A 23,397-nucleotide genomic window follows, 5' to 3' on the forward strand; every position below is an offset into this window, starting at 1 on the left:
CCATGCACCTGCTGCGGACCCAGCCCGGCGGCTTCGTGCCGGATGACAGCATTGCCGACCTCGGCCAGACGCCCGCCGAGCTGGTGATTCTCTGCAGCGGCGATTCGCACCTGGCATTGCTCGCCGATACCGCCGAGCAATTGCCCGAGGATTTCCCCAGCCTGCGCCTGGCCAACCCGATGCAGGTGCAGAACCACGCCTCGGTCGATCTATACTTTGACGAAGTGCTGCGCCATGCCAAGGTCATTCTGGTGTCGCTGCACGGTGGCGTTGGCTACTGGCGCTATGGTGTCGAGCAACTGGTCGAGCTGGCTGCCCGTGGCGTGCAGCTGATTTTGGTGCCGGGCGACGACCGCCCGGACCCGGAGCTGACCAGCCTGGGCACTGTCAGCGGCGCGCAGGCCGAGCGCCTCTGGCACTACCTGCGCCAGGGCGGCAAGGCCAACGCCATCAACCTGTTCAACTGCCTGGCCAACCAATGGCTGGGCCGCGACTATACCTGGGACGAGCCGCAGCCGTTGCCGCGCACGGCGGTGTACCACCCGCAGAAGGGTAGCGCGGCGCTGGAGGACTGGTACCCGCAGTGGCACCCCGAGCAGCCGGTGGCGCCGCTGCTGTTCTATCGCTCGCACCTGCAGGCGGCCAACACCGCGTTCATCGACGTGTTCTGCCAGCGCCTGCAGGCCGCCGGGCTCAACCCGTTGCCGATCGCCGTGGCCAGCCTCAAGGAAAGCACCTGCCTGGAGCAGGTCGAAGCCTGGCTGGACGAGGTCGGCGCCGAGGTGCTGGTCAACACCACCGGTTTTGCCCTGTCCAGCCCGGAACGCCCCAACCTGCGCCCGTTCCGTCGCGACATTCCGGTGCTGCAGGCCATCTGCGCGCAAGACAACCAGCCCGGCTGGGAAGCCAGCGAGCAGGGCCTGGGCGCGCGCGACCTGGCCATGCACATTGCCTTGCCCGAGCTGGACGGGCGCATCATCACCCGCCCGGTCAGCTTCAAGGACATGGCCTGGCGCAGCGAACGCAGCCAGTCCGATGTGGTGTGCTACCGCGCCCACCCCGAGCGCATGGACTTCGTCGCCGAACTGGCGCGCCGCTGGGTCGAGCTTGCACGCCTGCCGAACACCCAGAAGCGCGTGGCCCTGGTGCTGGCCAACTACCCGACCCGGGATGGCCGCATTGGCAATGGTGTCGGCCTGGATACCCCCGCAGCCGCGCTGAACATCCTCAAGGCCCTGCAAGCCGAAGGCTACCCGCTGGCCGATTTGCCGGGCAGCGGCACGCAACTGATCCACCAGCTGCTTGGCGGCGTGACCAACGACCTCGACCACCTCGATCAGCGCCCCTGCGCCCAGAGCCTGAGCCTGGCCGATTACCAGGCCGCATTCGAGCGCCTGCCCGAGGGCAACCGCCAGGCGGTACTGGAGCGCTGGGGGCCGCCCGAGCAAGACCCGATGCACCGCAGTGGCCGGTTGATGGTCGCCGGCCTGCGCTTCGGCCTGACCTTCGTCGGCATCCAGCCGGCACGCGGCTACCAGGTGGACCCCAGTGCGGTGTACCACGACCCCGACCTGGTGCCGCCGCACGGCTACCTGGCGTTCCACTTCTGGCTGCGCCATGCCTTTGCAGCTGATGCGGTGATCCATGTTGGCAAGCACGGCAACCTCGAATGGCTACCCGGCAAAGGCGTAGGGCTGTCGGCCCAGTGCTGGCCGGACGCCTTGCTCGGCCCGCTGCCGAACATCTACCCGTTCATCGTCAATGACCCGGGCGAGGGCGCACAGGCCAAGCGCCGCACCCAGGCGGTGATCATCGACCACCTGATGCCGCCGCTGACCCGCGCCGAAACCTATGGGCCGCTGCGCCACCTGGAACAACTGGCCGACGAGTTCTACGAAGCACAGCTGCTCGACCCGCGGCGCGCGCGCGAGTTGCAGCGCGATATCCTCGAACTGGTCAAGGCCAACCACATCGACCGCGAGCTGCAACTGGAAGGGCAACTGGACGATGCCGCCGTGTGGCTGCCACGGCTGGACACCTACCTGTGCGACCTGAAGGAATCGCAGATTCGCGATGGCCTGCATGTGTTCGGAGAATCGCCTGAAGGGCGGCTGCGCCTGGATACCCTGCTGGCGCTGTTGCGGGTCGAGCGTGGCGACGGCCGTGGCGGCAATGCCAGCCTGTTGCGGGCCCTGGCCAAGGCGCTGGTGCCGGGCTTCGACCCGCTCGATTGCGAACTTGGCCAGCCGTGGCAGGGCGCACGCCCTGACCAGCTGCAGGCCATGAGCAGTGAACCTTGGCGCACCTGTGGCGACACCCGCGAGCGCCTGGAGCTTTTGGCGCTGCAGGTGATCGAACAGGCGTTAAGCAGCGCAGCGCAGTTGCCCGACCAGAGCGAATGGCAGCCGGTGCAGGACGTTGTACAGGCCCTGCGCGATGCGGTGGCACCAAGCCTGGACGCCTGTGGCACCGCCGAAATGAATGGCCTGCTGGCAGCGCTGGCCGGGCGTTTCGTGCCCGCCGGCCCCAGCGGCGCGCCTAGTCGTGGGCGCCTCGACGTGCTGCCCACCGGCCGCAACTTCTATACCGTGGACGTGCGCAACTTGCCCACCACCACGGCCTGGCGCCTTGGCTTCGCCTCGGCCAACCTGATTCTTGAACGCCACTTGCAGGACCATGGTGACCACCTGCGCCAGCTGGGCCTGTCGGTGTGGGGTACGGCAACCATGCGCACCGGCGGTGACGACATCGCCCAGGCCATGGCGCTGATGGGCGTGCGGCCGGTGTGGGCCACCGGCAGTCAGCGCGTCGACGACTTCGAAATACTGCCGCTGAGCTTACTCGACCGCCCACGGGTGGACGTGACTTTGCGCGTTTCCGGGTTTTTCCGCGATGCCTTCGGCAACCTGATCCGCCTGTTCGACGCCGCTGTGCAGGCAGTGGCCGCGCTGGACGAACCCGACGACCTCAACCCCCTGGCCGCCCGCGTGCGCAGCGAGCGGGCCGCACTGCTGGAGCAGGGCATGGACGCCGAACAGGCCGCGCGCCAGGCCGGCTGGCGGGTGTTTGGTGCCAAGCCCGGTGCCTACGGTGCCGGGGTGCAGAACGCTATCGATGGTCGCCTGTGGCATAGCCGCCACGACCTGGCCGAGGTCTACCTCAACCATGGCGGTTACGCCTATGGCGCCAGCGACGACGGTACCCCGGCCCGCGCCCAGTTCGCCTTGCGCCTGGCCAAGGTGCAGGCGGTGCTGCAGAACCAGGACAACCACGAGCATGACCTGCTCGATTCCAACGACTACTACCAGTTCCAGGGCGGTATGCTGGCGGCGTCGGAAACCTTGAGCGGGGCTGACGTTGCCAGCTATCACGGCGACCACAGCCAGGCTGACCGGCCGCGCATCCGCACCCTTAAGGAAGAGCTGAACCGGGTCATCCGCGCCCGGGCGTTGAATCCGAAGTGGCTCGACGGGGTCAAGCGCCACGGCTACAAGGGCGCCTTCGAGATGGCAGCGACGGTCGACAACCTGTTCGCCTTCGACGCCACCACGCACCTGATCGACGACCATCATTACCAGGGGTTGGCCGATGCCTACGTGCTCGACCCGGCAACCCGCGATTTCATGCGTGAGCACAACCCCGAGGCCCTGCGCGACCTCACCGAACGCCTTCTGGAGGCCCAGCAGCGCGGCCTGTGGCAGGCGCCAGGCGACTACCGCGAAGCCCTTGAGGAGCAGCTGCTCGACGGCGAGGAACAGGCTTGAAATGAGTGAACCCGTACAATTTCCGCTGGCCGCCGTGGTCGGCGCCGACGACCTGAAGCTGGCGCTGTGCCTGACCGCCATCGACCCGAAAATCGGCGGTGTGCTAATCGAAGGCCCACGCGGCATGGCCAAGAGCACCTTGGCCCGCGGCTTGGCCGACCTGCTCGGTGAGGGCCCGTTCGTCACCCTGCCGCTGGGCGCCAGTGAAGAACGGCTGGTCGGCACCCTCGACCTGGATGCCGCGCTGGGGCAGGGCAAGGCACAGTTTTCCCCGGGCGTGCTGGCCCAGGCCGACGGTGGCGTGCTGTATGTCGATGAAGTCAACTTGCTGCCCGATACCTTGGTCGATCTGTTGCTCGACGTGGCAGCCAGCGGCACCAACCGCATCGAGCGCGATGGTATTTCGCACCGGCACAATGCCCGTTTCGTACTGATCGGCACCATGAACCCGGAAGAAGGCGAGCTGCGCCCGCAGTTGCTCGACCGCTTTGGTTTGAATGTGGCACTGGAGGGTTTGCCCGAGCCGCAGGCGCGGCAGCAGATCATCCGCCGTCGCCTGGCCTTCGACAGTGACCCGCAAGCGTTCTGCGCGCAATGGGCGCAAGCCCAGGCGCAATTGCGCGAGCGCTGCCAGGCGGCGCGCCACGCCCTGGCCGCCATTGCCCTGGATGACCAGGCGCTGGCTTGGATCACCGAGCGCTGTTACGCCGCAGGGGTCGATGGCCTGCGCGCCGACCTGGTCTGGCTACGCGCCGCCCGCGCCCACTGCGCCTGGCGCGGTGGTGTGGCGATCGAAGAAGCCGATGTCGATACAGTGGCCGAGTTCGCCTTGCGCCATCGTCGCCGCGTTACGCCCCAGGCCAACCCGCCGTCGCAGCCTGAGCAGCCGCCCAGTCCGCAAGGCGCTGGCAACCCTGGCGAACAAGGCGGGCAGGGTGACTGGGGTGCAATGCCGGCGCAGCCCGTGGCCAGCGGCGCCCGCCGCGAGGTGCCGAATTGGGCAAAAAAGCCCTGAGCATCCCCCAGCCACCTGCCAAAGGGGCGGATGCCAAAACCGGCGCGGGCAAGCAGTACGGGGCCAGCCGTGGGCGGGCGCACAGTGCTGCGGCCGGTCGTGTGGCCTGGCTGCCGACCCTGTTCAAGGGCCGGCCACGCCAGCGCCAGGACCTGTGCTGGCAGCAACGCCAGGCCAGGCCCGCAGAATTGTGGTTGGTGATCGTCGATGCCTCGGCCTCGACCCGCCGCCATCAGGCGCTGGCACAAACCAAAGGGCTGCTGGCGGCGCTGTTCGACCAGGCCTACCGCCAGCGTGCCCGGCTGGCCCTGCTTACTGCCAGCGGGCGCACGCCGCAATGGCAGCGCCACGGCCTGAAGGCCTCGGCCGCTTTGCAACCGTGGCTGCATGCCTTGGGGGCCGGTGGTGGCACGCCATTGATCGCGGCACTGGAGCAGGCTCGGCACTGGCTACAGGGGCGGCAACGGGCCCACCCTGAAGAAGCGTTACGTTGCCTGGTGTTTACCGACGGTCGCCTGCAGCACTGGAATACCGTGCAGCCGATGCCGTGTGCCACTCTGCTGGTGGATATGGAACTGGCGCCGGTGCGCCTGGGGCGTGCGCAACGTCTGGCTCAACAACTTCAGGCTGATTACCAACACTTGCAACAGTTCAGGTTGATGGATTGATGAAGTATCGGTGCGTCACTCTGCCGCAATAAGAAAAGTTGCCAGAACAGCAACCCGGAAGTTGTACAAGTGCGTGGCAATGCACGCACTTGTTTTGCCAGCCGAGATTACTTCGGCATCGACCACGGTTGCAGGTCGTAACCTTTTTCGCACAGTTCGGCACGCACTTCCTCGATCAGGCTGGCCCACTGGGCCGGGTCGGAGTAGATGCGCGAAGACACTTGCTTGCTGCCGATGCGGGTGCTGGTCCGGTCGATCACTGCCAGGCTCAGTTCACCAGTACCGTTGGGTGCATCCCAGGCTACGCACTGGAAGGGTTCGAAGGCGTGGTCGGCAATCAGCAGTGCTTCGTTGACACGGAGCGGGGCATTCATGGTTCGGTCTCTCTATGGTCCCAAACATCCAGGTTAAGTCCGCGTTGCTTCAGGGTCGCCTCGGTTATCGCGATGTGCAGCGCGGGGTTATGTGTACTGATGCTCGTTGTCCGGGGGCGAGTCACACATTGGTTGTAAAAATTTTTGCCAAGGTCGAATCCGTTCTTGCCCATGCCGCCATGTGATGTCGATAAAGTGCGAAAATTCCCGTCACGTATTGTAAAAAAATGATTCGGCAGACAGACGGTACTGGGAACCGTCAACTTCGTTGCTACTGTTAATCGGGCGCCACAACTTGCTGTTTTATTTCAGAAAACCAAAAACTGGCGCCAAGGATCGGTCATGCAACAGCCTGCCGCCCAACGCCGTTTGCTCATCGTCGACCCCTGCGACGACTGCCACCGTTTGTTGCCTGGCTTGCGCAGCGCAGGCTGGGATGTGGACAGCTGCATGCTCGGTGCGGCACTGGAGCATCGTTGCGATGTGGGCCTGTTGCGCTTGCAGGCGTCGCACCTGAGGCGCCCGGACGGGGTCAAGGACTTGATCACGCGCAGCAACACGGAATGGATTGCCGTGCTCAGCGCCGAACAGTTGCGCATGCCGGCCGTCGGCGATTTCGTTTGTGAATGGTTCTTCGACTTCCACACCTTGCCGTTCGACGTTTCCCGGGTTCAGGTTACCCTCGGCCGCGCCTTTGGCATGGCGCGCCTGCGTGGCAAAGGGGCGGTCAGGGTCGATGAGGCGAGCCACGAATTGCTCGGCGAAAGCCGGCCGATTCGTGAATTGCGCAAGCTGCTCGGCAAGCTGGCGCCGACCGAATCGCCGGTGCTGATCCGCGGCGAAAGCGGCACCGGCAAGGAACTGGTGGCGCGCATCCTGCACCGCCAGTCGCAACGCAGCGAGAAGCCGTTCATTGCCATCAACTGCGGGGCAATCCCCGAGCACCTGATTCAGTCTGAGCTGTTCGGCCATGAGAAGGGTGCGTTCACCGGTGCCCACCAGCGCAAAGCCGGGCGCATCGAAGCGGCCCATGGCGGTACGCTGTTCCTCGATGAAATCGGCGACCTGCCGCTGGAACTGCAGGCCAACCTGCTGCGCTTTCTGCAGGAGAAGCACATCGAGCGGGTTGGCGGCAGCCAGCCGATCCCGGTGGATGTGCGGGTACTGGCGGCTACCCATGTGGACCTGGAAAGGGCCATCGAGCAAGGGCGCTTTCGCGAAGACCTGTATTACCGCCTGAACGTGTTGCAGGTAGTGACCGCGCCGTTGCGCGACCGACATGGTGACTTGTCGATGCTGGCCAGCCACTTTGCCCAATTCTACAGCCTGGAAACCGGGCGCCGACCGCGCTCGTTCAGTGACCATGCCCTGGCGGCCATGGGCCGCCATGACTGGCCGGGCAATGTCCGCGAGTTGGCCAACCGGGTACGACGCGGGCTGGTGCTGGCCGAAGGCCGGCAAATCGAGGCGCAGGACCTGGGGTTGCAGCCCCTGGATCAGGTGCAGCATCCGCTGGGCACGCTGGAGGAGTACAAGCACCGGGCCGAACGCCAGGCGCTGTGTGATGTGCTCAGCCGGCACAGTGACAACCTGAGCGTGGCGGCCAAGGTGCTAGGTATTTCGCGGCCGACCTTCTACCGGCTGCTGCACAAGCATCAGATTCGCTGAGCAGCAGCGGAAAAGACAGGCGCTCCTATAGATACTGTACCGACCGTGAGGATGGCGCAGTTCCTGTGGGAGCGGGCGCGCCCGCGAAGAGGCCCTTACAGGCTCCCGATCAATGCGGCCCGCGCGGAATGGTCTTCAGCAGGTCTTCCGGGCTGATATGCCCAACTACCTGTGCCACCGCGCTGCCCGGGGTCGGCAGGTCGATGATGTGGCTTTTCATCTTGCCGATCACATGCATTTCACACGGCTTGCAGTCGAACTTCAGTGTCAGCACCTCATCACCCTGAATCAGCTGCATCGGTGCCACCTTGGTGCGCACGCCGGTCACGCCCTTGGCCTGCTTGGGGCACAGGTTGAAGGAGAAGCGCAAACAGTGCTTGGTGATCATCACCGGTACTTCGCCGTGCTCTTCATGGGCCTCGTAGGCTGCGTCGATCAGCTGCACGCCATGGCGGTGGTAGAAGTCGCGGGCCTTCTGGTTGTACACGTTGGCCAGGAACGACAGGTGTGACTCCGGGTACACCGGTGGTGGCGTAGTCTCGGCCTTGCGCCCGCCACGCGGGTGGGCCTGCACCCGTGCGGCAGTCAGCGCCTCGATGGCTTCGCGGCGCAGGGCCTTGAGCTGCGAGTTGGGGATGAAGTACGCCTGCGGTGCATCCAGTTGGATGCTGTCCGCGTGGTACATGGTGGTGCCCAACTGGCCGAGCAGGTCGTGCAACTGCTCCAGTGCCTGCTGCGGCTTGTTGGCCGTGCCGAACGGGCCGTCCAGGGCCACTTGCACGCTCACGCCTTCTTCACTGCTAAGGGTCAGCATCAGGCGCTGCTCGCGCAGCACCGCGTGCCATTCCACGCCAACCCGGCGCTCGGACGAAGTGCGTTGCAGGGCCTGCTGCCAGTTGTGGTCGAGGTTGCGCGACAGCGGGTGGTTGGGCCGCAGCTTGTACAGGCCCTCAGGCATTTCGTTGGGCTCGACGCGGTAGCGGTAGCGCTTGTTGCCGTCTTCTTCGAACTCGCCTCGCGGCTCGGCGATGTTGGCGCGGAAGCCAACCACCTCGCGCTTGACCAGCACATTGAGGCCGTCGCCGTTGGTCAGCGGTACGTCGGTGACCACTTGCATGTCGCGCTTGCCGACCTTTTCCACCACGCCCACCGGCAGGCCGGTGAAGGTTGGCGAATCAAAGGCGCCGATATCTACCTTGCGGTCGGTGACGAAGTAGTCGGTGCTGCCGCGGTGGAAGGTTTTATCCGGGTCAGGCAGGAAGAAGTGCTCGGTACGGCCACTGGACGCGCGGGCATACTGTGGGCGGCCTTCAAGGATGGCATCGAGCTCTTTGCGGTAGTGGGCGGTGATGTTCTTCACATAGCCCATGTCCTTGTAACGGCCCTCGATCTTGAACGAACGCACGCCGGCATCCACCAGGTCAGCCAGGTTGGCGGTCTGGTTGTTGTCCTTCATCGACAGCAGGTGCTTCTCGAACGCCACCACGCGGCCCTGGTCGTCTTTCAGGGTGTAGGGCAGGCGGCAGGCCTGCGAGCAGTCGCCACGGTTGGCGCTGCGGCCGGTCTGCGCGTGGGAGATGTTGCACTGGCCGGAGAAGGCCACGCACAGCGCACCATGGATGAAGAACTCGATGGCAGCATCGGTTTCGGCGGCGATGGCGCGGATTTGCTGCAGGTTCAGCTCACGGGCCAGGACCAGTTGCGAGAAGCCGGCCTGGTCGAGGAACCTGGCCCGCTCCAGGGTACGGATGTCGGTCTGGGTACTGGCGTGCAGCTCGATCGGCGGGATGTCCAGCTCCATTACCCCCAGGTCCTGCACGATCAGCGCATCGACACCGGCGTCGTACAGCTGGTGGATCAGCTTGCGTGCCGGCTCCAGCTCGTTGTCGTGGAGGATGGTGTTGATGGTGGTGAACACGCGTGCGTGGTAGCGATGGGCGAACTCGACCAGTTCGGCGATATCGCTGACTTCGTTGCAGGCGTTATGGCGTGCGCCGAAGCTCGGGCCGCCGATGTAGATGGCGTCAGCGCCGTGCAGGATCGCCTCACGGGCAATGGCCACATCACGGGCAGGGCTGAGCAGTTCCAGGTGATTCTTTGGAAGGGACATGTCGTTATATTTTCGGGCTGTCACAGTTTAGGCGGGCATTGTAGCGGCGAAACGGGCTGGCGGCATCATTGGGGTGCCGAGAGGTGTATCGCTTGTACCGGCCCTGTCCCCGGCAAGTCAGCTCCCACAGGTACAGCGCAGCTTTCAAGGCATACGCTGTTCCTGTGGGAGATCACCCCAGCCCTTTGGGCTGCGCTGTCGCGCAGAGAACCGAGTTCGCAAGCGGTCTGCGTACCTGTAGGAGCGGCTTCAGCCGCGAAGAATCCAACGCGGTGCATGGCACCGGCTTCGCCGGTGTTCGCGGCTAAAGCCGCTCCCACAGTGTCCCTGCTAATTCAATGAGTTATGTGTAGTTCTATGGGAGCTGGCTTGCCGGCGATAGGGCCCTTGCAGGTAAATCAGCGCTTGGCAGCCATTGCGGTCACTTCCACGCGCATGCCTTCGAACGCCAGTGCAGCGACACCCACGGCGGCGCGTACCGGCCAGGGCTTGCTGAAGAAGCGCTGGTACACCTCGTTGAACGCCGCGCGGTCGGCCATGTCGGTGAGGTAGATGGTCAGGTGCAGCACCCGGTCCATGCCGCTACCGGCCTTCTCCAGCGCCACTTTCAGTGCTTGCAGGGTGCATTCGCTCTGCTCGACGATGCCGCCCAGCTCCAGGCTGCCATCGGCGTGAGTCGGGATCTGCGTGGTAACCAGCATGCCGTTGTACTCGGCGACGTCGGAGGAAATCGACTCGGCGTCCGGGTCCGGGGTGTAGATGATGTCTGCATTTGCCATGGTGTGTATTGCCTTGCAACGGAAGGAAAGCGGCAAGCCTACGCGAGCACACTGGTCGGGTCGAGGGTGCCCCGGTGTTTGAAATGCGCGGCGTTCGCCGTCAGAATCGCGGCCGATTGCAAAACCAGGGGTTTACGTTGAACGAAAAGACTTTGTCCAGGCGCCTGGAGCGCGTGGCTGCCCATGTGCCGCAGGGCGCACGCCTGGCTGACATCGGCTCGGATCATGGCTTCCTGCCGGTGGCCTTGATTCTACGCGGGGTGATCGAGGCAGGGGTGGCGGGTGAGGTGGCGCAGACGCCGTACGCTTCGGCTCAGCGCACTGTCCGCAGGAACGGGCTGGAGGACCGCGTCACCGTGCGCCTGGCCGACGGCCTGGCTGCGGTCGAGCCACAAGACCGTATCTCGGTGGTCAGCATTTGCGGCATGGGTGGCGACACCATGTGCCAGATTCTGGAGGCCGGTAAACAGCGCCTTGGCGGCGTCGCGCGCTTGGTGCTGCAGCCCAACGGTGCTGAGCGCGAATTGCGCCAGTGGCTGGCAGGCAATGGCTACCAGATCGTCGGCGAAGAACTGCTGCGGGAAAACCGCTTCGACTACGAGATCATCGTCGCCGAGCCGGGCGGGGCTGCGTACACCGCTGAACAGCTGTACTTCGGCCCGGTGCTGTTACAAGAGAAAAGCGAGGCGTTCCTGGTCAAGTGGCGGCGCATGCTGCGACAGAAGCAGCAGACCCTGGCCAACTTCGAGCGGGCCCGCGATGCGGTGCCTCAGGCGAAAGTCGACGATTTCCGGCAACAGGTTGGCTGGATCACCGAGGCGCTGGCCTGACTTACTGCTGCGAGCAGTTGCCCATTTCCCGGTAATCGACTTCGCGTTTCTGGCCCTGATGGTCGACATACACCATGTGTGCGGTGCCAACCTGGCAGTCGGCGGCGTTGCTGGCTGGCGTGATGGAGATGACTTTGGCAATGTCCAGTGGCATGCCGTATTCGTAGTTGCTGCTGCTGACCGGCTGGTTGTTGCCAGCGTCGGCCAAGGCACCGAACGAGGCGAGGGTAGCGGCAACGGCAAGGACAGCGATCGAACGTTTCATGGCAGGCTCCTTTTTTCAATGTATGGCTAATGATGTATTCATTGGTCACACACAATAAATGGGCTAAGCCGTGATAGATTCCTGCCTGTAACGTAAGAATAAGGCCGAACAAGGAGCACACCTACATGGACATGCTGCATGCCATGCGTACCTTCGCCCGCGTGGTGGAATGCGGCAGCTTTGCTGCGGCCGCCAATGCCCTGGATATTTCGGCGGCGCAGGTGTCGCGCATCGTCGCCGAACTGGAAAACCAGCTGCAGACGCGCTTGCTGCATCGCACCACCCGGCGCCTGCGCATGAGCGAGGCGGGCGAGCGGTTTCTGGAGCGGGCGCGGCAGATCATGCTGCTGACCGAAGAGGCGGTTGGCGAAGCCCGAGGCGCGCACCTCACGCCGCGCGGGCGCCTGCGCTTGCATTGCCCGCACGGCATGGGCCTGTTGCTGATGCCGCTGGTGGCCGGCTACAACGCGCTGTGCCCGGAAGTGGTGATCGAGCTGACCTTGTCCCAGCGCAACCCCGACCCGTTGGCCGAAGGACATGATGTGGTGATTACCGTTGATGGGGCATTGCCGGATTCACAGCTGATCGCTGTGCCGCTGGGCAACATTTTCAGCATCCCCTGCGCGGCCCCAGGGTACCTGGAGGCCTATGGTGTGCCGGAACGCCCCGAAGATTTGCACAGCCATCGCTGCCTGCGCATGGCTTACCCGATGTATGAAGGTGACTGGGTGTTCCCGCAAGGGGTTGACCAGTGCGTGATCGCGCCGAACGACAGTTTCTCCACCAACGTCGCCGACGCCATGCTGGTGGCCAGCGAACTGGGCATGGGTATTGGCCTGCTGCCGTTCTATACCGCCAGCCAGGCGATCGAGCAGGGGCGCTTGTGCCGGCTGCTGGCGCCGTATCGGCTGAGGGAGAGCGCGCTGTATGCGATGTACCCGTCACGGCATTACCTGGATGCCAAGGTGCGCACCTGGATCGACTACCTCAAGGAGCAACTGCCGGCGTTGTTCGAGGGGCATGCCAGGGTGGTGGATGATTCGCGCTATTGGCGTTGAAGCACTGATCTGTTTTTTGAGGCAACTTCTTGCACTGCCTTCACTGGCCCTATCGCTGGCAAGCCAGCTCCCACAGGTTCATCACAGGTCCTGAGAGCGGTGCAGTACCTGTGGGAGCTGGCTTGCCGGCGATGGGCCGCACAGCGGCCCCGCTATTCCAGCCAGTTACAGCGGATAGTGCTTCAGCTCCCGCGCAATCAGCATGCGCTGGATCTCGCTCGACCCTTCATAAATCTGGGTAATCCGCGCATCGCGGTAGTAACGCTCCACCGGGTAGTCCTCAAGATAGCCATACCCGCCATGCACCTGGATCGCCATCGAGCACACCCGCTCGGCCATTTCCGAGGCGAACAGCTTGGCCTGCGAGGCCTCCGACAGGCACGGCTTGCCGGCGCTGCGCAGGCGTGCGGCATGCAGGATCAGCAAGCGCGCGGCATTGACCTGCACTTGCATGTCGGCCAGCAGGTTGGCGATGCTCTGGTGCTCGTTGATCGGCTTGCCGAACTGCACGCGGTCGCGCGAATAAAGCAGCGCTGCCTCGAACGCGGCGCGGGCAATGCCCAGGGCCTGGGCAGCAATGCCGATACGGCCGCCTTCGAGGTTGGACAAGGCAATGGCCAGGCCCTTGCCACGCTCACCGAGCATATTGGCCGCAGGGATACGGCAGTTGTCGAAGGTGACCGCGCAAGTGTCGGAGGCGCGGATGCCCATCTTGTGCTCGCTGCGGTCAACCTTGAAGCCCGGGTTGTCGGTAGGCACCAGAAACGCCGACAGGCCCTTTTTGCCCAGCTCCGGGTCGGTCACGGCAAAGACGATCGCCAAGCCGGCACGGCGGGCATTGCTGACGAACTGCTTGGCGCCGTTGATCACCCACTGGCCATCCACCAGCTCGGCACGGGTGCGCAGGTTATGCGCCTCGGAGCCGGCTTGCGGCTCGGTCAGGCAGAAGCAGCCAATCACCTCGCCGGTGGCCAGGCGCGGCAACCACTGCTGTTGCTGTTCGGCTGTGCCATAGGCCAGCAGCGGGCCGCAGCCGACCGAGTTGTGAATGCTCATCATCGCCCCGGTGGCGCCGCAACCGGCGGCGATTTCTTCCACCGCCAGGGCATAGGCAACGTAGTCGGTGTAGCTGCCGCCGAAGTCTTCTGGCACCACCATGCCCAGCAGGCCCAGTTCGCCCATCTTGCGCACCACGCCATCATCGATCCAGCCGGCCTTTTCCCAGGCCTGGGCATGCGGGGCGATTTCGCCACGGGCAAAGTCCCGGGCCATGTCGCGGATCATGATCTGTTCTTCGCTCAGTTCCAGGTCTTGCATCTGTGTACTCCCGGGCTCACAGGCCTTCGAAGAATTGGTCGACCCGCTGGCGTTGCAGCGCGGCCAGGGTCGGCGGGTTCCAGCGGGGCTGCTTGTCCTTGTCGATGATCAGGGCGCGTACGCCTTCGATGATATCGCCGTGCTGGAACCACTGGCGGTCCAGGTGCAGCTCCATGGCAAAGCAGTCGTCCAGACTCAGGTGGCGACCGCGGCGCAGCATCTCCAGCGTAACCGCCATGGCCAATGGCGAGCGGCTTTCCAGCTGATCGGCGGTGGCCACCGCCCAGGCGTGGCTGTCGCCGATGCTGACCGCACGCAGTTGCTCGACGATGGCGGGCAGGTCGGGCAGGGCGAAGAAGTGGTCGACGACCGGGCGCAGTTTTTCCAGTGGTGCATCGCCCAGCACCTGGGTGCCGAGCTTGGCCAGCAAGTTCTGCAGGTCTTTGAGCGGGTGGTCGCCGAAGCTCAGCTGGTCCAGGCCTTGGTCGAGGGCGGCGAGCTGGTCGCTAGCCAGGTACCAATCGGCCAGGCCGCAGTACAGGGCATCAGCCGCCTGGATCTGCGCGCCGCTGACGCCCAGGTAAATGCCCAGCTCGCCGGGGATACGCGACAGGAAGTAGCTGCCGCCAACATCCGGGAAGTAGCCAATGCCAACTTCGGGCATGCCCAGCCGGCTGCGCTCGGTCACTACGCGCAGGTCGCAACCCTGGGCCAAGCCCATGCCGCCACCGAGGGTGAAGCCGTCCATCAGCACCAGCGCCGGTTTGCGGTAACGATGGATGACCAGGTCGAGGGCGTATTCCTCGACGAAGAAGGTTTCGTGCAGCGTGTCGCCGGCTTTGAAGCTGTCATGCAGCGAGCGGATGTCGCCACCGGCACAGAAGCCCTTGGGGCCTTCGCCGCGAAGCACCACGGCCAGCACTTGCGGGTCTTCGGCCCACTGGTCCAGGTGCTGGCGCAGGCTGCGGACCATGTCCAGGGTCAGGGCATTGAGGCCGGCGGGGCGGTTCAGGGTCAGGTGGCCGACCTGGTTGCGGACCTCGGCCAGCACATGGTCGGTAGCCGAGGTATGAGCGTGCGCAGTCATTGCGTTCTCCCTGCTTTGTTATTGATTTTCCAAGTGAAGTCTGGAGTTCGCTGGAGGATCGCAGGATCCTGTCATGCGAATTTGCCTTGCACAATCGACAAATCTGCAGGGGGATTCTGCATTTTTGCGATGTGCAGCGATATCGCCACTCCTGTAGAAGCAGCCTCGTGCTGCGAAAGGGCCGTAGGGCTGATGACATTCTATGGCGGTAAGGGCCCTCTTCGCAGCACAAGGCTGCTCCAACAAAAACCAAAGCGCCCTTGAATCATTAACCTGACAGTAACGGAAGTGCCAGTAGCTTGATTGATCCCCCAGCCACCCCGGCCCTAAGGTGACCCCACGACAGCGAACCCGTGGAGTCATCATGACAACAACCAGGAACCCACCGCCGCAATGGTCGCGGCGGCGCGCCGAAAAGCAGCGCCGCCTTGACCGGGTCCGCCACCTCGCCGACGGCGTGGTGCTGCCCACCGAGCGTATCGTCGAAGCCCTGGAGTTGCTGCTCGCTCCTGGCGACCGGGTAGTGCTCGAAGGTAACAACCAGAAGCAGGCCGACTTCCTCTCGCGCGCGCTGGCCAAGGTCGACCCGGGGCGCCTGCACGACTTGCACATGATCATGCCCAGCGTCAGCCGCGCCGAGCATCTGGACCTGTTCGAACGGGGCATCGCCCGTAAGCTCGACTTCTCCTTCGCCGGCCCGCAGAGCCTGCGCATTGGCCAGCTGCTGGAAGACGGCCTGCTCGAAGTCGGTGCCATCCACACCTATATCGAGCTGTACTCGCGGTTGCTGGTCGACCTGATCCCCAACGTCACCCTGGTGGCCGGCTTCATGGCCGACCGCGACGGCAACCTGTACACCGGCCCCAGTACCGAAGACACACCGGCACTGGTGGAGCCGGCCGCCTTCAGCGACGGCATCGTCATCGCCCAGGTCAACCAGCTGGTGGAGCACGTGGATGACCTGCCACGGGTCGATATCCCGGCGTCGTGGGTCGATTTCGTGGTGGTCGCCGACCAGCCCTTCTATATAGAACCGCTGTTCACCCGCGACCCGCGCCATATCAAGCCGGTGCACGTGCTGATGGCGATGATGGCCATTCGCGGAATCTACGAAAAGCACCAGGTGCAGTCGTTGAATCATGGGATTGGTTTCAACACCGCTGCCATCGAGTTGATCCTGCCTACCTATGGCGAGTCGCTGGGCCTGAAGGGCAAGATCTGCCGCAACTGGGCACTCAACCCGCACCCGACCCTGATCCCGGCCATCGAGACCGGCTGGGTGCAAAGCGTGCACTGCTTCGGTACCGAACTGGGCATGGAGGACTACATCGCCCAGCGCCCGGATGTGTTCTTCACCGGCCGTGATGGTTCGCTGCGCTCCAACCGCATGATGTGCCAGCTGGCCGGGCAGTACGCCGTTGACTTGTTCATTGGCGCTACCTTGCAGGTGGATGGCGATGGCCATTCCTCGACCGTGACCCGCGGCCGCCTGGCCGGCTTCGGCGGTGCCCCGAACATGGGCCACGACCCACGAGGCCGGCGCCATGCCACCCCGGCCTGGCTCGACATGACCGTGCCGGAAACCATGCTCGAACGCGGCCGCAAGCTGGTGGTGCAGATGGTCGAGACCTACCAGGAAGGCGGCAAGCCCACCTTCGTGGAAACCCTTGATGCCATCGAAGTGGCCAAAAAGGCCGGCATGCCGCTGGCGCCGGTGATGATCTACGGCGACGACGTTACCCACCTGTTGACCGAGGAGGGCATTGCCTACCTGTACAAGGCCCGCAGCCTGGAAGAACGCCAGCAGATGATCGCCGCCGTGGCTGGGGTTACCGCCATCGGCCTGCGGCACGATCCCAAGGATACCGTGCGCCTGCGCCAGCAGGGCCTGGTCGCCTTGCCCGAAGACCTTGGCATCCGCCGCACCGACGCCAGCCGCGGACTGCTGGCTGCGCGCAGCATCGCTGACCTGGTCGAATGGTCCGGCGGCCTCTACAACCCGCCTGCACGGTTCAGGAGCTGGTGATGAAAGCACTCGACTTGCAACCGCATGAGCTTCTTCGCGGGCACGCCCGCTCCCACAGGAAAAGTGACGCACTTGAAATTTGCACCATCCCCGTGGGAGCGGGCATGCCCGCGAAGAGGCCAGCACAGGCAACCGAAATACACCTGGCCGACCACCTGGCCGACCTGGCCGTGGAAGCCCTGATCGACGAAGCCGACCTGTCCCCCAAACCCGGCCTGGTCGACCGCCGCGGCAACGGCGCCCACCGCGACATGACCCTGGCCCTGATGCACGCCTCGGCCCTGGCCCTGTGGCCATGCCTGCGCAACATGGCCGCAGCCGCCCAGGCCATCGGCACCATTGGCCAGCCCTTGCGCGCCACCCTGGGCCAGCTCGGCCGCAAAGGCGAAGCCGCAATGCTGGCCGCCACCCACGGGGTAAACACCCACCGCGGCGCAATCTGGGCCCTGGGCCTGCTGGTAGCGTCCAGGGCTCTTGGCCCCGATACCGACGCCACCACCCTGGCCGCCCGCGCCGGGCGTATCGCCCTGGTCGACGACCCTGCCATGACCCCGCAAGACAGCCACGGCCAGCAGGTAAGCCTCCGCTACGGCACCAGCGGCGCCCGCGAACAGGCACAACAAGGCTTCCCCGCCGTCGTCGGCCACGGCCTGCCACAACTGCAGCGCAGCCGCGCCGCTGGTGCCAGCGAGGCGCACGCGCGGCTCGACGCCTTGCTGGCGATCATGGCCGTGCTCAGCGATACCTGCGTGCTCTGGCGCAGCGGCCCGGCCGGGCTGGCTGCTGTCCAGCGCGGTGCACAGGCCGTACTCGCCGAAGGCGGTAGTGCCACGCTGGCAGGGCGCCGCCAACTACGTGACCTCGACCAGCACCTGCTGCACCTGAATGCCTCACCAGGCGGCGCCGCCGATCTGCTGGCCGCCTGCCTGTTCATCGACAAAGCCGGGAGCCTGTGACATGGAAACCCTGACCTTCAGTTTCCCCGCCGCCGAACCTGGGCGTGGCCGCACGCTGGTGGGCTGTGTCAGCTCCGGCGACCTCGAAGTGCTGATCGAGCCCGGCACTGCCGGCAACCTGCAGATTCAGGTAGTGACTTCGGTAAACGGCAGTGGCGCCCGCTGGGCACAATTGTTCCAGCGCCTGTTCCAAGGCCGCGCCTGGCCGGCCGTGAACATCGACATTCATGACTTCGGCGCCACCCCAGGCGTGGTGCGCCTGCGCCTGGAGCAAGGCTTCGAGGAGATTGCCCATGACTGACACCGCACGATTGCTGCGCAGCCGCAGCTTTGTCGAACTGGGCGCCCGTCAGCGCGCCCGCGCCATGCTCGACCCGGGTAGTTTCCGCGAGCTGCTGGGCCCGTTCGACCGGCTGATATCGCCGTGGCTGCCGCGCCAGGGCATCGTGCCGCAGGCCGACGATGGCGTGGTCATCGCCAAGGGACGGCTGAACGGGCGCAACGCTGTGGTAGCGGCCATCGAAGGCGCCTTCCAGGGCGGCAGCATGGGCGAGGTGGGCGGTGCCAAGATTGCTGGCGCCCTGGAACTGGCCATCGACGACAACCGCAACGGCATACCCACCTGCGCGGTGTTGCTGCTGGAAACGGGCGGTGTGCGCCTGCAGGAGGCCAACCTCGGCCTGGCGGCAATTGCCGAAATCCAGGCAGCGATTGTCGAACTGCGTACCTGGCAGCCGGTAATCGGCCTGATTGCAGGCTCGGTGGGTTGCTTCGGCGGCATGTCGATCGCTGCCGGGCTATGCAGCCACTTGCTGGTCACCCGTGAAGCCCGCCTGGGCCTCAACGGCCCGCAAGTGATCGAGCAGGAGGCCGGCATCGGCGAATACGACGCCAAGGACCGCCCCTTCATCTGGAGCCTGAGCGGTGGCGAGCAGCGCCATGCCAGCGGGCTGGTCGATGGCTATGTCGCTGACGACATTGAAGCCTTGCGCGACCGCTTGCTGCAACTGCTCGACGCACCTTCCACAGACCGCGCCAGCCAGCACGCCTGGTTCCTCGAGCGTCTGGCCCGGCTGGGCAGTGACTGCCCGCAACTGGACGCCGCTGCGGTGCGTGACCTTTATCAAGGAGAAGCCAAATGAACCGTGCCTTGAACTGGCTGCCGGGCCTGGCCGGCGGGCAAGCCTTGCCGGGCTACCCCGCGTCGTTGCGGGTTATAGACGGCGAACTGGACAACCGCCTGGCGCGCTTCATCGCCGTGGTGCCGGATGGCGACAACCCGTTCCCTCGCGCCCGCTCGGGCGAGGTCGGCCTGCTGGAGGGCTGGGGCCTGGCCAAGGCCGTGAGCGAGGCGGTGAAGGCTGACCGCAACGGCCAGAAGCGCGCCATCGTTGCGCTGATCGATGTACCCAGCCAGGCCTATGGCCGCCGCGAGGAGGCTTTGGGCATTCACCAGGCGCTGGCCGCTGCCGTGCAAGCCTATGCCCAGGCGCGGCTGGCCGGGCACCCGGTGATCGGGTTGTTGGTCGGCAAGGCCATGTCGGGTGCCTTTCTGGCCCACGGCTACCAGGCCCAGCGCCTGATCGCTCTGGACGATGCCGGGGTAATGGTGCACGCCATGGGCAAAGCGGCAGCGGCGCGGATCACCCTGCGCAGCGTCGAGCAGCTGGAAGCCCTGGCCGCCGAGGTACCACCCATGGCCTATGACCTGGCCAGCTACGCCTCGCTGGGCCTGCTGTGGCGCCGCTTGACGGTGGACAACGCCGAGGCGCCGAGCAGCGCCGACATCGCCCAGGTGCGCGCCTGCCTGGCCGACGCGGTGCGCGACATTGGCAGCTCTACCGATCTGTCGTCGCGGCTGGCAGGGGAAAACCGCAGCGCCTCGCGCCAGGTACGTGAGCAACTGCGCCGCCAGTGGCAGGGCGCTTGAGATGAACGCGCCAAGGCCGCACGATTTGCTCTGGGGGATGCCTGCCTCGGGCTTGCCCGCTGATGCGCCGCTATGGGCGCGGGAAGTGCTGGCAAGCGGCCGGCCGGTGGTGGTGCGCCGTGCCACCTGTGAGGAAGGTTGGGTGGCGGTCGGGCTGCGTGGTCAGGGCCGGGCGCAGCGCCTGGGGGCGTTGATGCGGCTGGCAGATATCCAGCGTCAGCAAGGCCCCGAAGCGCTGCGCTGGCAAACGCAAAGCCCCTGGCCTGCGCTGCGGGCTTTGGCCTCGGTTGCCCCGGTGTTGAATGCCAGCGGCCTGGCTTGGGGGCCAACAGGCGGGGTTGGGTACCAGATTGCTACCGGTATCGACGTGATACATGCCGACAGCGACCTCGACCTGCTGCTGCATACGCCACAACCGCTGGCCCGCGCGCAGGCACGAGAACTGCTGGATATCCTCGACTGCGCGCCGTGCCGTATCGACGTTCAGCTGGAAACCCCGGCGGGTGCTGTCGCCTTGCGTGAATGGGCTGGCTTCGCCCGCCGCGTGCTACTCAAGTCGCGACATGGCCCGCTTTTGGTCAGCGACCCATGGTCAGCGCTGGAGCGTGCCGCATGAGTAGCCTGTTTGCCTTTCCCGGCCAGGGCGCCCAGCAGGTAGGCATGCTGCAGTACCTGCCTGAAGGTGCCGGGCAAATTCTGGAGGAGGCCAGCGACACTCTCGGCCAATCAGCACTCGCGCTGGACAGCCAGCAAGCCTTGCAATCTACCCGCGCCGTGCAGCTGTGCCTGCTGCTGAGCGGCGTGGCCTGGGCGCGCTGGCTAATGCAGCGCAGCCCTGCGCCGGACTATGTGGCGGGCTTGTCGATCGGGGCTTACCCGGCTGCTGTCGTGGCGGATGCCCTGGAGTTTGCCGATGCCGTGCGCCTGGTTGCCCTGCGTGGCGAACTGATGCAGCGCGCCTATCCGCAAGGGTACGGCATGACGGCACTCAGCGGGCTGGACCTGGCCAGTATCGAACGCTTGTTGAACGATACGGACGGCGAGGTGTATGTCGCCAACCTCAACAGCGAGAACCAGATCGTCATCGCCGGCAGCGATACCGCGATGGCCGCGCTCGCCGCCAGGGCACGCCGCCTTGGCCAGGGCGTTGCCCGGCGCCTGGCGGTCAGCGTGCCGTCGCATTGCCCGCTGCTGGATGGCCCGGCGGCCGAACTGGCCAGTGCTTTCGCCACGGTCGAGTTGCGGCGACCGCGTATCACCTACCTCAGCGGCAGCAGCGCGCGGCCGATATTCGACCCACAGCGCCTGCGCGACGACCTGGCCGGCAACATGGCGCGGGTGGTCGACTGGCGTGCCACGTTGCGCAACGCCTATGAGCGTGGCGTGCGCCTGCACCTTGAACTGCCGCCCGGCAATGTGCTCAGCGGGCTGGCCCGGCCGGTGTTCGAACAGGGCAGGGTGGTTGCTGTTGAAGGCACCCGTTGGGACACCCTGGATGCGCTGCTGCGCCAGGAGGTGGCCGACGAACGATGATGGCAACACCGCGGCGGATGGTGATCCCTGTGGGAGCGGGCGTGCCCGCGAAGCAGGCACCTCGGTGAGTGGCACGGGCTTTGCCCGTGTTCGCGGGCCCGCCCGCTCCCACATTGACCGCGAAAGCTGCAAGAAAAGTGTGTTTACGAAGAACAACAACAAGCAACTTCGACACTACCCGAGGAAAACAATAATGATCATCTATGGTGTGGCACTGCTGGCCGTCTGCACGCTTGCCGGCGTCATCGTCGGCGACTTCCTGGGCGTGCTGCTGGGCGTCAAATCCAATGTGGGCGGGGTCGGCATCGCCATGATCCTGCTGATCTGCGCACGCCTGTACATGCACCGCAACGGCGGCATGAGCAAGGAGTGCGAATTTGGTGTGGGCTTCTGGGGCGCCATGTATATCCCGGTGGTGGTGGCCATGGCCGCCCAGCAGAACGTGGTTACCGCCCTGCACGGCGGGCCGGTGGCGCTGTTGGCGGCGATAGGCGCGGTGCTGGTGTGCGGCGCAACCATCGCCCTGATCAGCCGCAGCCACCGCGGCGAGCCTCTGCCAGCGGTTGAGGCGGGCCGCGAAACCAATGTGCAGGCTGCCCCTGCAGGAGGACGCTGAACATGTGGCCGATCATTGATAATGCCCTGGAACACAACGGCCTGATCACTGCCTTTGCGGTGGTCGGCGGGATCATGTGGCTGTCGGTGCTGTTGTCGAAGTACCTGACCTTTGGCCGCGTGCACGGCTCGGCCATCGCCATCGTCATCGGCCTGGTGCTGGCCTGGGTCGGCGGTACCATCACCGGGGGCCAGAAAGGCCTGGCTGACATGGCGCTGTTTTCCGGCATCGGCCTGATGGGCGGGGCCATGCTGCGTGACTTCGCCATTGTTGCCACGGCATTCGAGGTGCAGGCCACCGAAGCTCGCAAGGCCGGCATGATCGGCGCGGTGGCGTTGCTGCTGGGCACGGTGCTGCCGTTCATTGTCGGCGCGGCGGTGGCTTATACCTTCGGTTACCGCGACGCGGTGAGCATGACCACCATTGGCGCGGGCGCGGTCACCTATATCGTCGGGCCGGTTACCGGAGCGGCGTTGGGTGCCAGCTCGGACGTGATGGCCTTGTCGATTGCCACCGGGTTGATCAAGGCGATCCTGGTGATGGTGTTCACCCCGGTGTCGGCGCGCCTGCTGGCGCTGGACAACCCGCGTTCGGCGATGGTGTTTGGCGGGTTGGCGGGGACGGTGTCGGGGGTGACGGCCGGGCTGGCGGCGACTGACCGGCGCCTGGTGCCGTATGGGGCGCTGACGGCTACCTTCCATACCGGGTTGGGCTGCCTGATGGGGCCATCGATCCTGTACTTCTGCGTACGCGCCTTGGTCGGTTGACATCAATCCCCTGGACTGCGCAGCCCCCTTGTAGGAGCGGCCTTGTGTCGCGATCGGGCCGCAACGCGGCCCCAGCGATATCCGCATCGCAGCCAAGATCCTGGGGCCGCTGCGCGCCCCATCGCGACACAAGGCCGCTCAAGTACAGCGACAACCTCGAGAGCAACGCTGTACCTGTGGACGCTGGCTTGCCGGCGATGAGGCCAGCACAGGCAGAACCCTGAGCTTTAGCGCAAGGTATTTTTGGTCAGCTCAACTTCGTTCATCAAGGCCTTGGCCAAGGCCGTGAGGTAATCGGCGGCGCCCAGGAACTTGTGGTCGTCCTCCATATCGCCTTCGCGCAGCAGGTGCTTGATATAGCTCAGCAGGATCGACACTTGCTCGTAGGCATCATCAATAGGAATGCCGGGCTGGACCCGCAGCAGATTGATCGGCGGGTTGCCGACCTCGAGGAAGCTCTGCGCCGATGGTGAGGATGACTTTGGGTTCGTCTGTCATGTTTTCAGGGTTCCAGTTCTCTAGTAAGGGAACTGCCACCAGAATCTTTCTCACGGATTGAAGGTGGCAGCCATACGTGGGGTGAGAAACCGAGGAGAATTGGCAAAGACTCGGCCAGGCAAAAGCCTGCCCACGT

At 65.1% G+C, this 23,397-nt stretch carries 21 protein-coding genes and 1 pseudogene; 15 read left to right on the forward strand and 7 right to left on the reverse strand.

Features of this window, described 5'->3' with window-relative positions; translation table 11 throughout:
• Positions 1–2: 2 nt before the first annotated feature.
• The 3 genes from cobN to CAF70_RS06900 all read left to right on the forward strand — a co-directional run bounded on the left by cobN (position 3) and on the right by CAF70_RS06900 (position 5,447).
• Entirely contained in the window at positions 3–3,764 is a 3,762-nt protein-coding gene (gene cobN / locus CAF70_RS06890) for a cobaltochelatase subunit CobN (RefSeq protein ID WP_085623272.1), read from the forward strand.
• 1 nt (position 3,765) lies between these two features.
• Positions 3,766–4,779: an ATP-binding protein gene (locus CAF70_RS06895; RefSeq protein WP_085623270.1), complete on the forward strand. Its 1,014-nt coding sequence runs from the start codon at positions 3,766–3,768 to the stop codon at positions 4,777–4,779.
• A 101-nt stretch (positions 4,780–4,880) separates the two neighbouring features.
• A complete protein-coding gene (locus CAF70_RS06900; protein WP_085623683.1) occupies positions 4,881–5,447 on the forward strand; it encodes a VWA domain-containing protein in 567 nt (188 codons plus the stop codon).
• Positions 5,448–5,554: 107 nt separating this feature from the next.
• On the opposite strand, the gene CAF70_RS06905 is transcribed toward CAF70_RS06900, so the two are convergent.
• Entirely contained in the window at positions 5,555–5,821 is a 267-nt protein-coding gene (locus CAF70_RS06905) for a hypothetical protein (RefSeq protein WP_013972506.1), read from the reverse strand.
• Positions 5,822–6,163: 342 nt separating this feature from the next.
• Here CAF70_RS06905 and CAF70_RS06910 point away from each other — a divergent pair, with 342 nt between their 5' ends.
• The gene (locus CAF70_RS06910) at positions 6,164–7,489 is read left to right on the forward strand and encodes a sigma-54 dependent transcriptional regulator (RefSeq protein ID WP_085623268.1); all 1,326 of its coding nucleotides are present in this window, start codon (positions 6,164–6,166) and stop codon (positions 7,487–7,489) included.
• 109 nt (positions 7,490–7,598) lie between these two features.
• Here CAF70_RS06910 and CAF70_RS06915 read toward each other — a convergent pair whose 3' ends face one another.
• Both CAF70_RS06915 and CAF70_RS06920 read right to left on the reverse strand, forming a co-directional pair.
• Complete coding sequence (locus CAF70_RS06915) at positions 7,599–9,599, reverse strand: U32 family peptidase (protein ID WP_085623266.1); 2,001 nt, start codon at positions 9,597–9,599, stop codon at positions 7,599–7,601.
• A 398-nt stretch (positions 9,600–9,997) separates the two neighbouring features.
• On the reverse strand, positions 9,998–10,378 hold the full coding sequence (locus tag CAF70_RS06920) for a RidA family protein (RefSeq protein WP_085623264.1): 381 nt from the start codon (positions 10,376–10,378) through the stop codon (positions 9,998–10,000).
• Positions 10,379–10,515: 137 nt separating this feature from the next.
• Here CAF70_RS06920 and CAF70_RS06925 point away from each other — a divergent pair, with 137 nt between their 5' ends.
• A complete protein-coding gene (locus CAF70_RS06925) occupies positions 10,516–11,208 on the forward strand; it encodes a tRNA (adenine(22)-N(1))-methyltransferase TrmK (protein WP_085623262.1) in 693 nt (230 codons plus the stop codon).
• A 1-nt stretch (position 11,209) separates the two neighbouring features.
• Here CAF70_RS06925 and CAF70_RS06930 read toward each other — a convergent pair whose 3' ends face one another.
• Positions 11,210–11,473: a DUF2790 domain-containing protein gene (locus CAF70_RS06930; protein WP_085623260.1), complete on the reverse strand. Its 264-nt coding sequence runs from the start codon at positions 11,471–11,473 to the stop codon at positions 11,210–11,212.
• Between the two features lie 125 nt (positions 11,474–11,598).
• Between CAF70_RS06930 and CAF70_RS06935 the strand changes: the two genes are divergently transcribed.
• Positions 11,599–12,531, forward strand: a complete 933-nt coding sequence (locus CAF70_RS06935) for a LysR family transcriptional regulator (RefSeq protein ID WP_085623258.1) — start codon at positions 11,599–11,601, stop codon at positions 12,529–12,531.
• A 165-nt stretch (positions 12,532–12,696) separates the two neighbouring features.
• Here the strand turns inward: CAF70_RS06935 and CAF70_RS06940 are convergent, their stop codons facing one another.
• Both CAF70_RS06940 and CAF70_RS06945 read right to left on the reverse strand, forming a co-directional pair.
• A complete protein-coding gene (locus CAF70_RS06940; RefSeq protein WP_085623256.1) occupies positions 12,697–13,848 on the reverse strand; it encodes an acyl-CoA dehydrogenase family protein in 1,152 nt (383 codons plus the stop codon).
• A gap of 16 nt (positions 13,849–13,864) precedes the next feature.
• Entirely contained in the window at positions 13,865–14,935 is a 1,071-nt protein-coding gene (locus CAF70_RS06945; RefSeq protein WP_085623254.1) for an enoyl-CoA hydratase/isomerase family protein, read from the reverse strand.
• A gap of 364 nt (positions 14,936–15,299) precedes the next feature.
• Between CAF70_RS06945 and mdcA the strand changes: the two genes are divergently transcribed.
• The 9 genes from mdcA (at position 15,300) to madM (ending at position 22,763) form a co-directional block, all read left to right on the forward strand.
• On the forward strand, positions 15,300–16,961 hold the full coding sequence (mdcA, locus tag CAF70_RS06950; protein ID WP_085623252.1) for a malonate decarboxylase subunit alpha: 1,662 nt from the start codon (positions 15,300–15,302) through the stop codon (positions 16,959–16,961).
• 104 nt (positions 16,962–17,065) lie between these two features.
• Complete coding sequence (locus tag CAF70_RS06955) at positions 17,066–17,917, forward strand: triphosphoribosyl-dephospho-CoA synthase (RefSeq protein WP_256573275.1); 852 nt, start codon at positions 17,066–17,068, stop codon at positions 17,915–17,917.
• Between the two features lies 1 nt (position 17,918).
• Positions 17,919–18,218, forward strand: coding sequence for a malonate decarboxylase subunit delta (locus tag CAF70_RS06960; RefSeq protein ID WP_085623248.1), 300 nt, complete (start codon positions 17,919–17,921; stop codon positions 18,216–18,218).
• A complete protein-coding gene (locus tag CAF70_RS06965) occupies positions 18,211–19,059 on the forward strand; it encodes a biotin-independent malonate decarboxylase subunit beta (protein WP_085623246.1) in 849 nt (282 codons plus the stop codon). Before CAF70_RS06960 ends, CAF70_RS06965 begins: the two co-directional genes overlap by 8 nt.
• The gene (gene mdcE / locus CAF70_RS06970) at positions 19,056–19,847 is read left to right on the forward strand and encodes a biotin-independent malonate decarboxylase subunit gamma (protein ID WP_085623244.1); all 792 of its coding nucleotides are present in this window, start codon (positions 19,056–19,058) and stop codon (positions 19,845–19,847) included. The genes CAF70_RS06965 and mdcE overlap by 4 nt, the downstream gene beginning before the upstream one ends.
• Position 19,848: 1 nt before the next feature.
• Positions 19,849–20,463, forward strand: coding sequence for a malonate decarboxylase holo-ACP synthase (locus tag CAF70_RS06975; RefSeq protein WP_085623242.1), 615 nt, complete (start codon positions 19,849–19,851; stop codon positions 20,461–20,463).
• Positions 20,460–21,380, forward strand: a complete 921-nt coding sequence (gene mdcH, locus CAF70_RS06980; RefSeq protein WP_085623240.1) for a malonate decarboxylase subunit epsilon — start codon at positions 20,460–20,462, stop codon at positions 21,378–21,380. Before CAF70_RS06975 ends, mdcH begins: the two co-directional genes overlap by 4 nt.
• A gap of 193 nt (positions 21,381–21,573) precedes the next feature.
• Positions 21,574–21,996, forward strand: a complete 423-nt coding sequence (gene madL / locus CAF70_RS06985) for a malonate transporter subunit MadL (protein WP_085623238.1) — start codon at positions 21,574–21,576, stop codon at positions 21,994–21,996.
• A 2-nt stretch (positions 21,997–21,998) separates the two neighbouring features.
• Positions 21,999–22,763, forward strand: a complete 765-nt coding sequence (gene madM, locus CAF70_RS06990) for a malonate transporter subunit MadM (protein WP_085623237.1) — start codon at positions 21,999–22,001, stop codon at positions 22,761–22,763.
• A 227-nt stretch (positions 22,764–22,990) separates the two neighbouring features.
• Here the strand turns inward: madM and CAF70_RS06995 are convergent.
• Positions 22,991–23,261 (reverse strand): annotated as a pseudogene (locus tag CAF70_RS06995) (DUF3077 domain-containing protein).
• Positions 23,262–23,397 lie beyond the last annotated feature (136 nt).

This window comes from Pseudomonas sp. B19(2017) (assembly GCF_002113165.1).
Taxonomy (GTDB): Bacteria; Pseudomonadota; Gammaproteobacteria; order Pseudomonadales; family Pseudomonadaceae; genus Aquipseudomonas.

What these genes read in the sequence shown, in the direction of transcription:
- cobN (WP_085623272.1), top strand. Translation starts at nt 3, where the DNA reads ATGCACCTGCTGCGGACCCAGCCCGGCGGCTTCGTGCCGGATGACAGC.
- CAF70_RS06895 (WP_085623270.1), top strand. Translation starts at nt 3,766, where the DNA reads ATGAGTGAACCCGTACAATTTCCGCTGGCCGCCGTGGTCGGCGCCGAC.
- CAF70_RS06905 (WP_013972506.1), bottom strand. Translation starts at nt 5,821, where the DNA reads ATGAATGCCCCGCTCCGTGTCAACGAAGCACTGCTGATTGCCGACCAC.
- CAF70_RS06910 (WP_085623268.1), top strand. Translation starts at nt 6,164, where the DNA reads ATGCAACAGCCTGCCGCCCAACGCCGTTTGCTCATCGTCGACCCCTGC.
- CAF70_RS06915 (WP_085623266.1), bottom strand. Translation starts at nt 9,599, where the DNA reads ATGTCCCTTCCAAAGAATCACCTGGAACTGCTCAGCCCTGCCCGTGAT.
- CAF70_RS06920 (WP_085623264.1), bottom strand. Translation starts at nt 10,378, where the DNA reads ATGGCAAATGCAGACATCATCTACACCCCGGACCCGGACGCCGAGTCG.
- CAF70_RS06930 (WP_085623260.1), bottom strand. Translation starts at nt 11,473, where the DNA reads ATGAAACGTTCGATCGCTGTCCTTGCCGTTGCCGCTACCCTCGCCTCG.
- CAF70_RS06935 (WP_085623258.1), top strand. Translation starts at nt 11,599, where the DNA reads ATGGACATGCTGCATGCCATGCGTACCTTCGCCCGCGTGGTGGAATGC.
- CAF70_RS06940 (WP_085623256.1), bottom strand. Translation starts at nt 13,848, where the DNA reads ATGCAAGACCTGGAACTGAGCGAAGAACAGATCATGATCCGCGACATG.
- CAF70_RS06945 (WP_085623254.1), bottom strand. Translation starts at nt 14,935, where the DNA reads ATGACTGCGCACGCTCATACCTCGGCTACCGACCATGTGCTGGCCGAG.
- mdcA (WP_085623252.1), top strand. Translation starts at nt 15,300, where the DNA reads ATGACAACAACCAGGAACCCACCGCCGCAATGGTCGCGGCGGCGCGCC.
- CAF70_RS06955 (WP_256573275.1), top strand. Translation starts at nt 17,066, where the DNA reads ATGCCCGCGAAGAGGCCAGCACAGGCAACCGAAATACACCTGGCCGAC.
- CAF70_RS06960 (WP_085623248.1), top strand. Translation starts at nt 17,919, where the DNA reads ATGGAAACCCTGACCTTCAGTTTCCCCGCCGCCGAACCTGGGCGTGGC.
- CAF70_RS06965 (WP_085623246.1), top strand. Translation starts at nt 18,211, where the DNA reads ATGACTGACACCGCACGATTGCTGCGCAGCCGCAGCTTTGTCGAACTG.
- mdcE (WP_085623244.1), top strand. Translation starts at nt 19,056, where the DNA reads ATGAACCGTGCCTTGAACTGGCTGCCGGGCCTGGCCGGCGGGCAAGCC.
- CAF70_RS06975 (WP_085623242.1), top strand. Translation starts at nt 19,849, where the DNA reads ATGAACGCGCCAAGGCCGCACGATTTGCTCTGGGGGATGCCTGCCTCG.
- mdcH (WP_085623240.1), top strand. Translation starts at nt 20,460, where the DNA reads ATGAGTAGCCTGTTTGCCTTTCCCGGCCAGGGCGCCCAGCAGGTAGGC.
- madL (WP_085623238.1), top strand. Translation starts at nt 21,574, where the DNA reads ATGATCATCTATGGTGTGGCACTGCTGGCCGTCTGCACGCTTGCCGGC.
- madM (WP_085623237.1), top strand. Translation starts at nt 21,999, where the DNA reads ATGTGGCCGATCATTGATAATGCCCTGGAACACAACGGCCTGATCACT.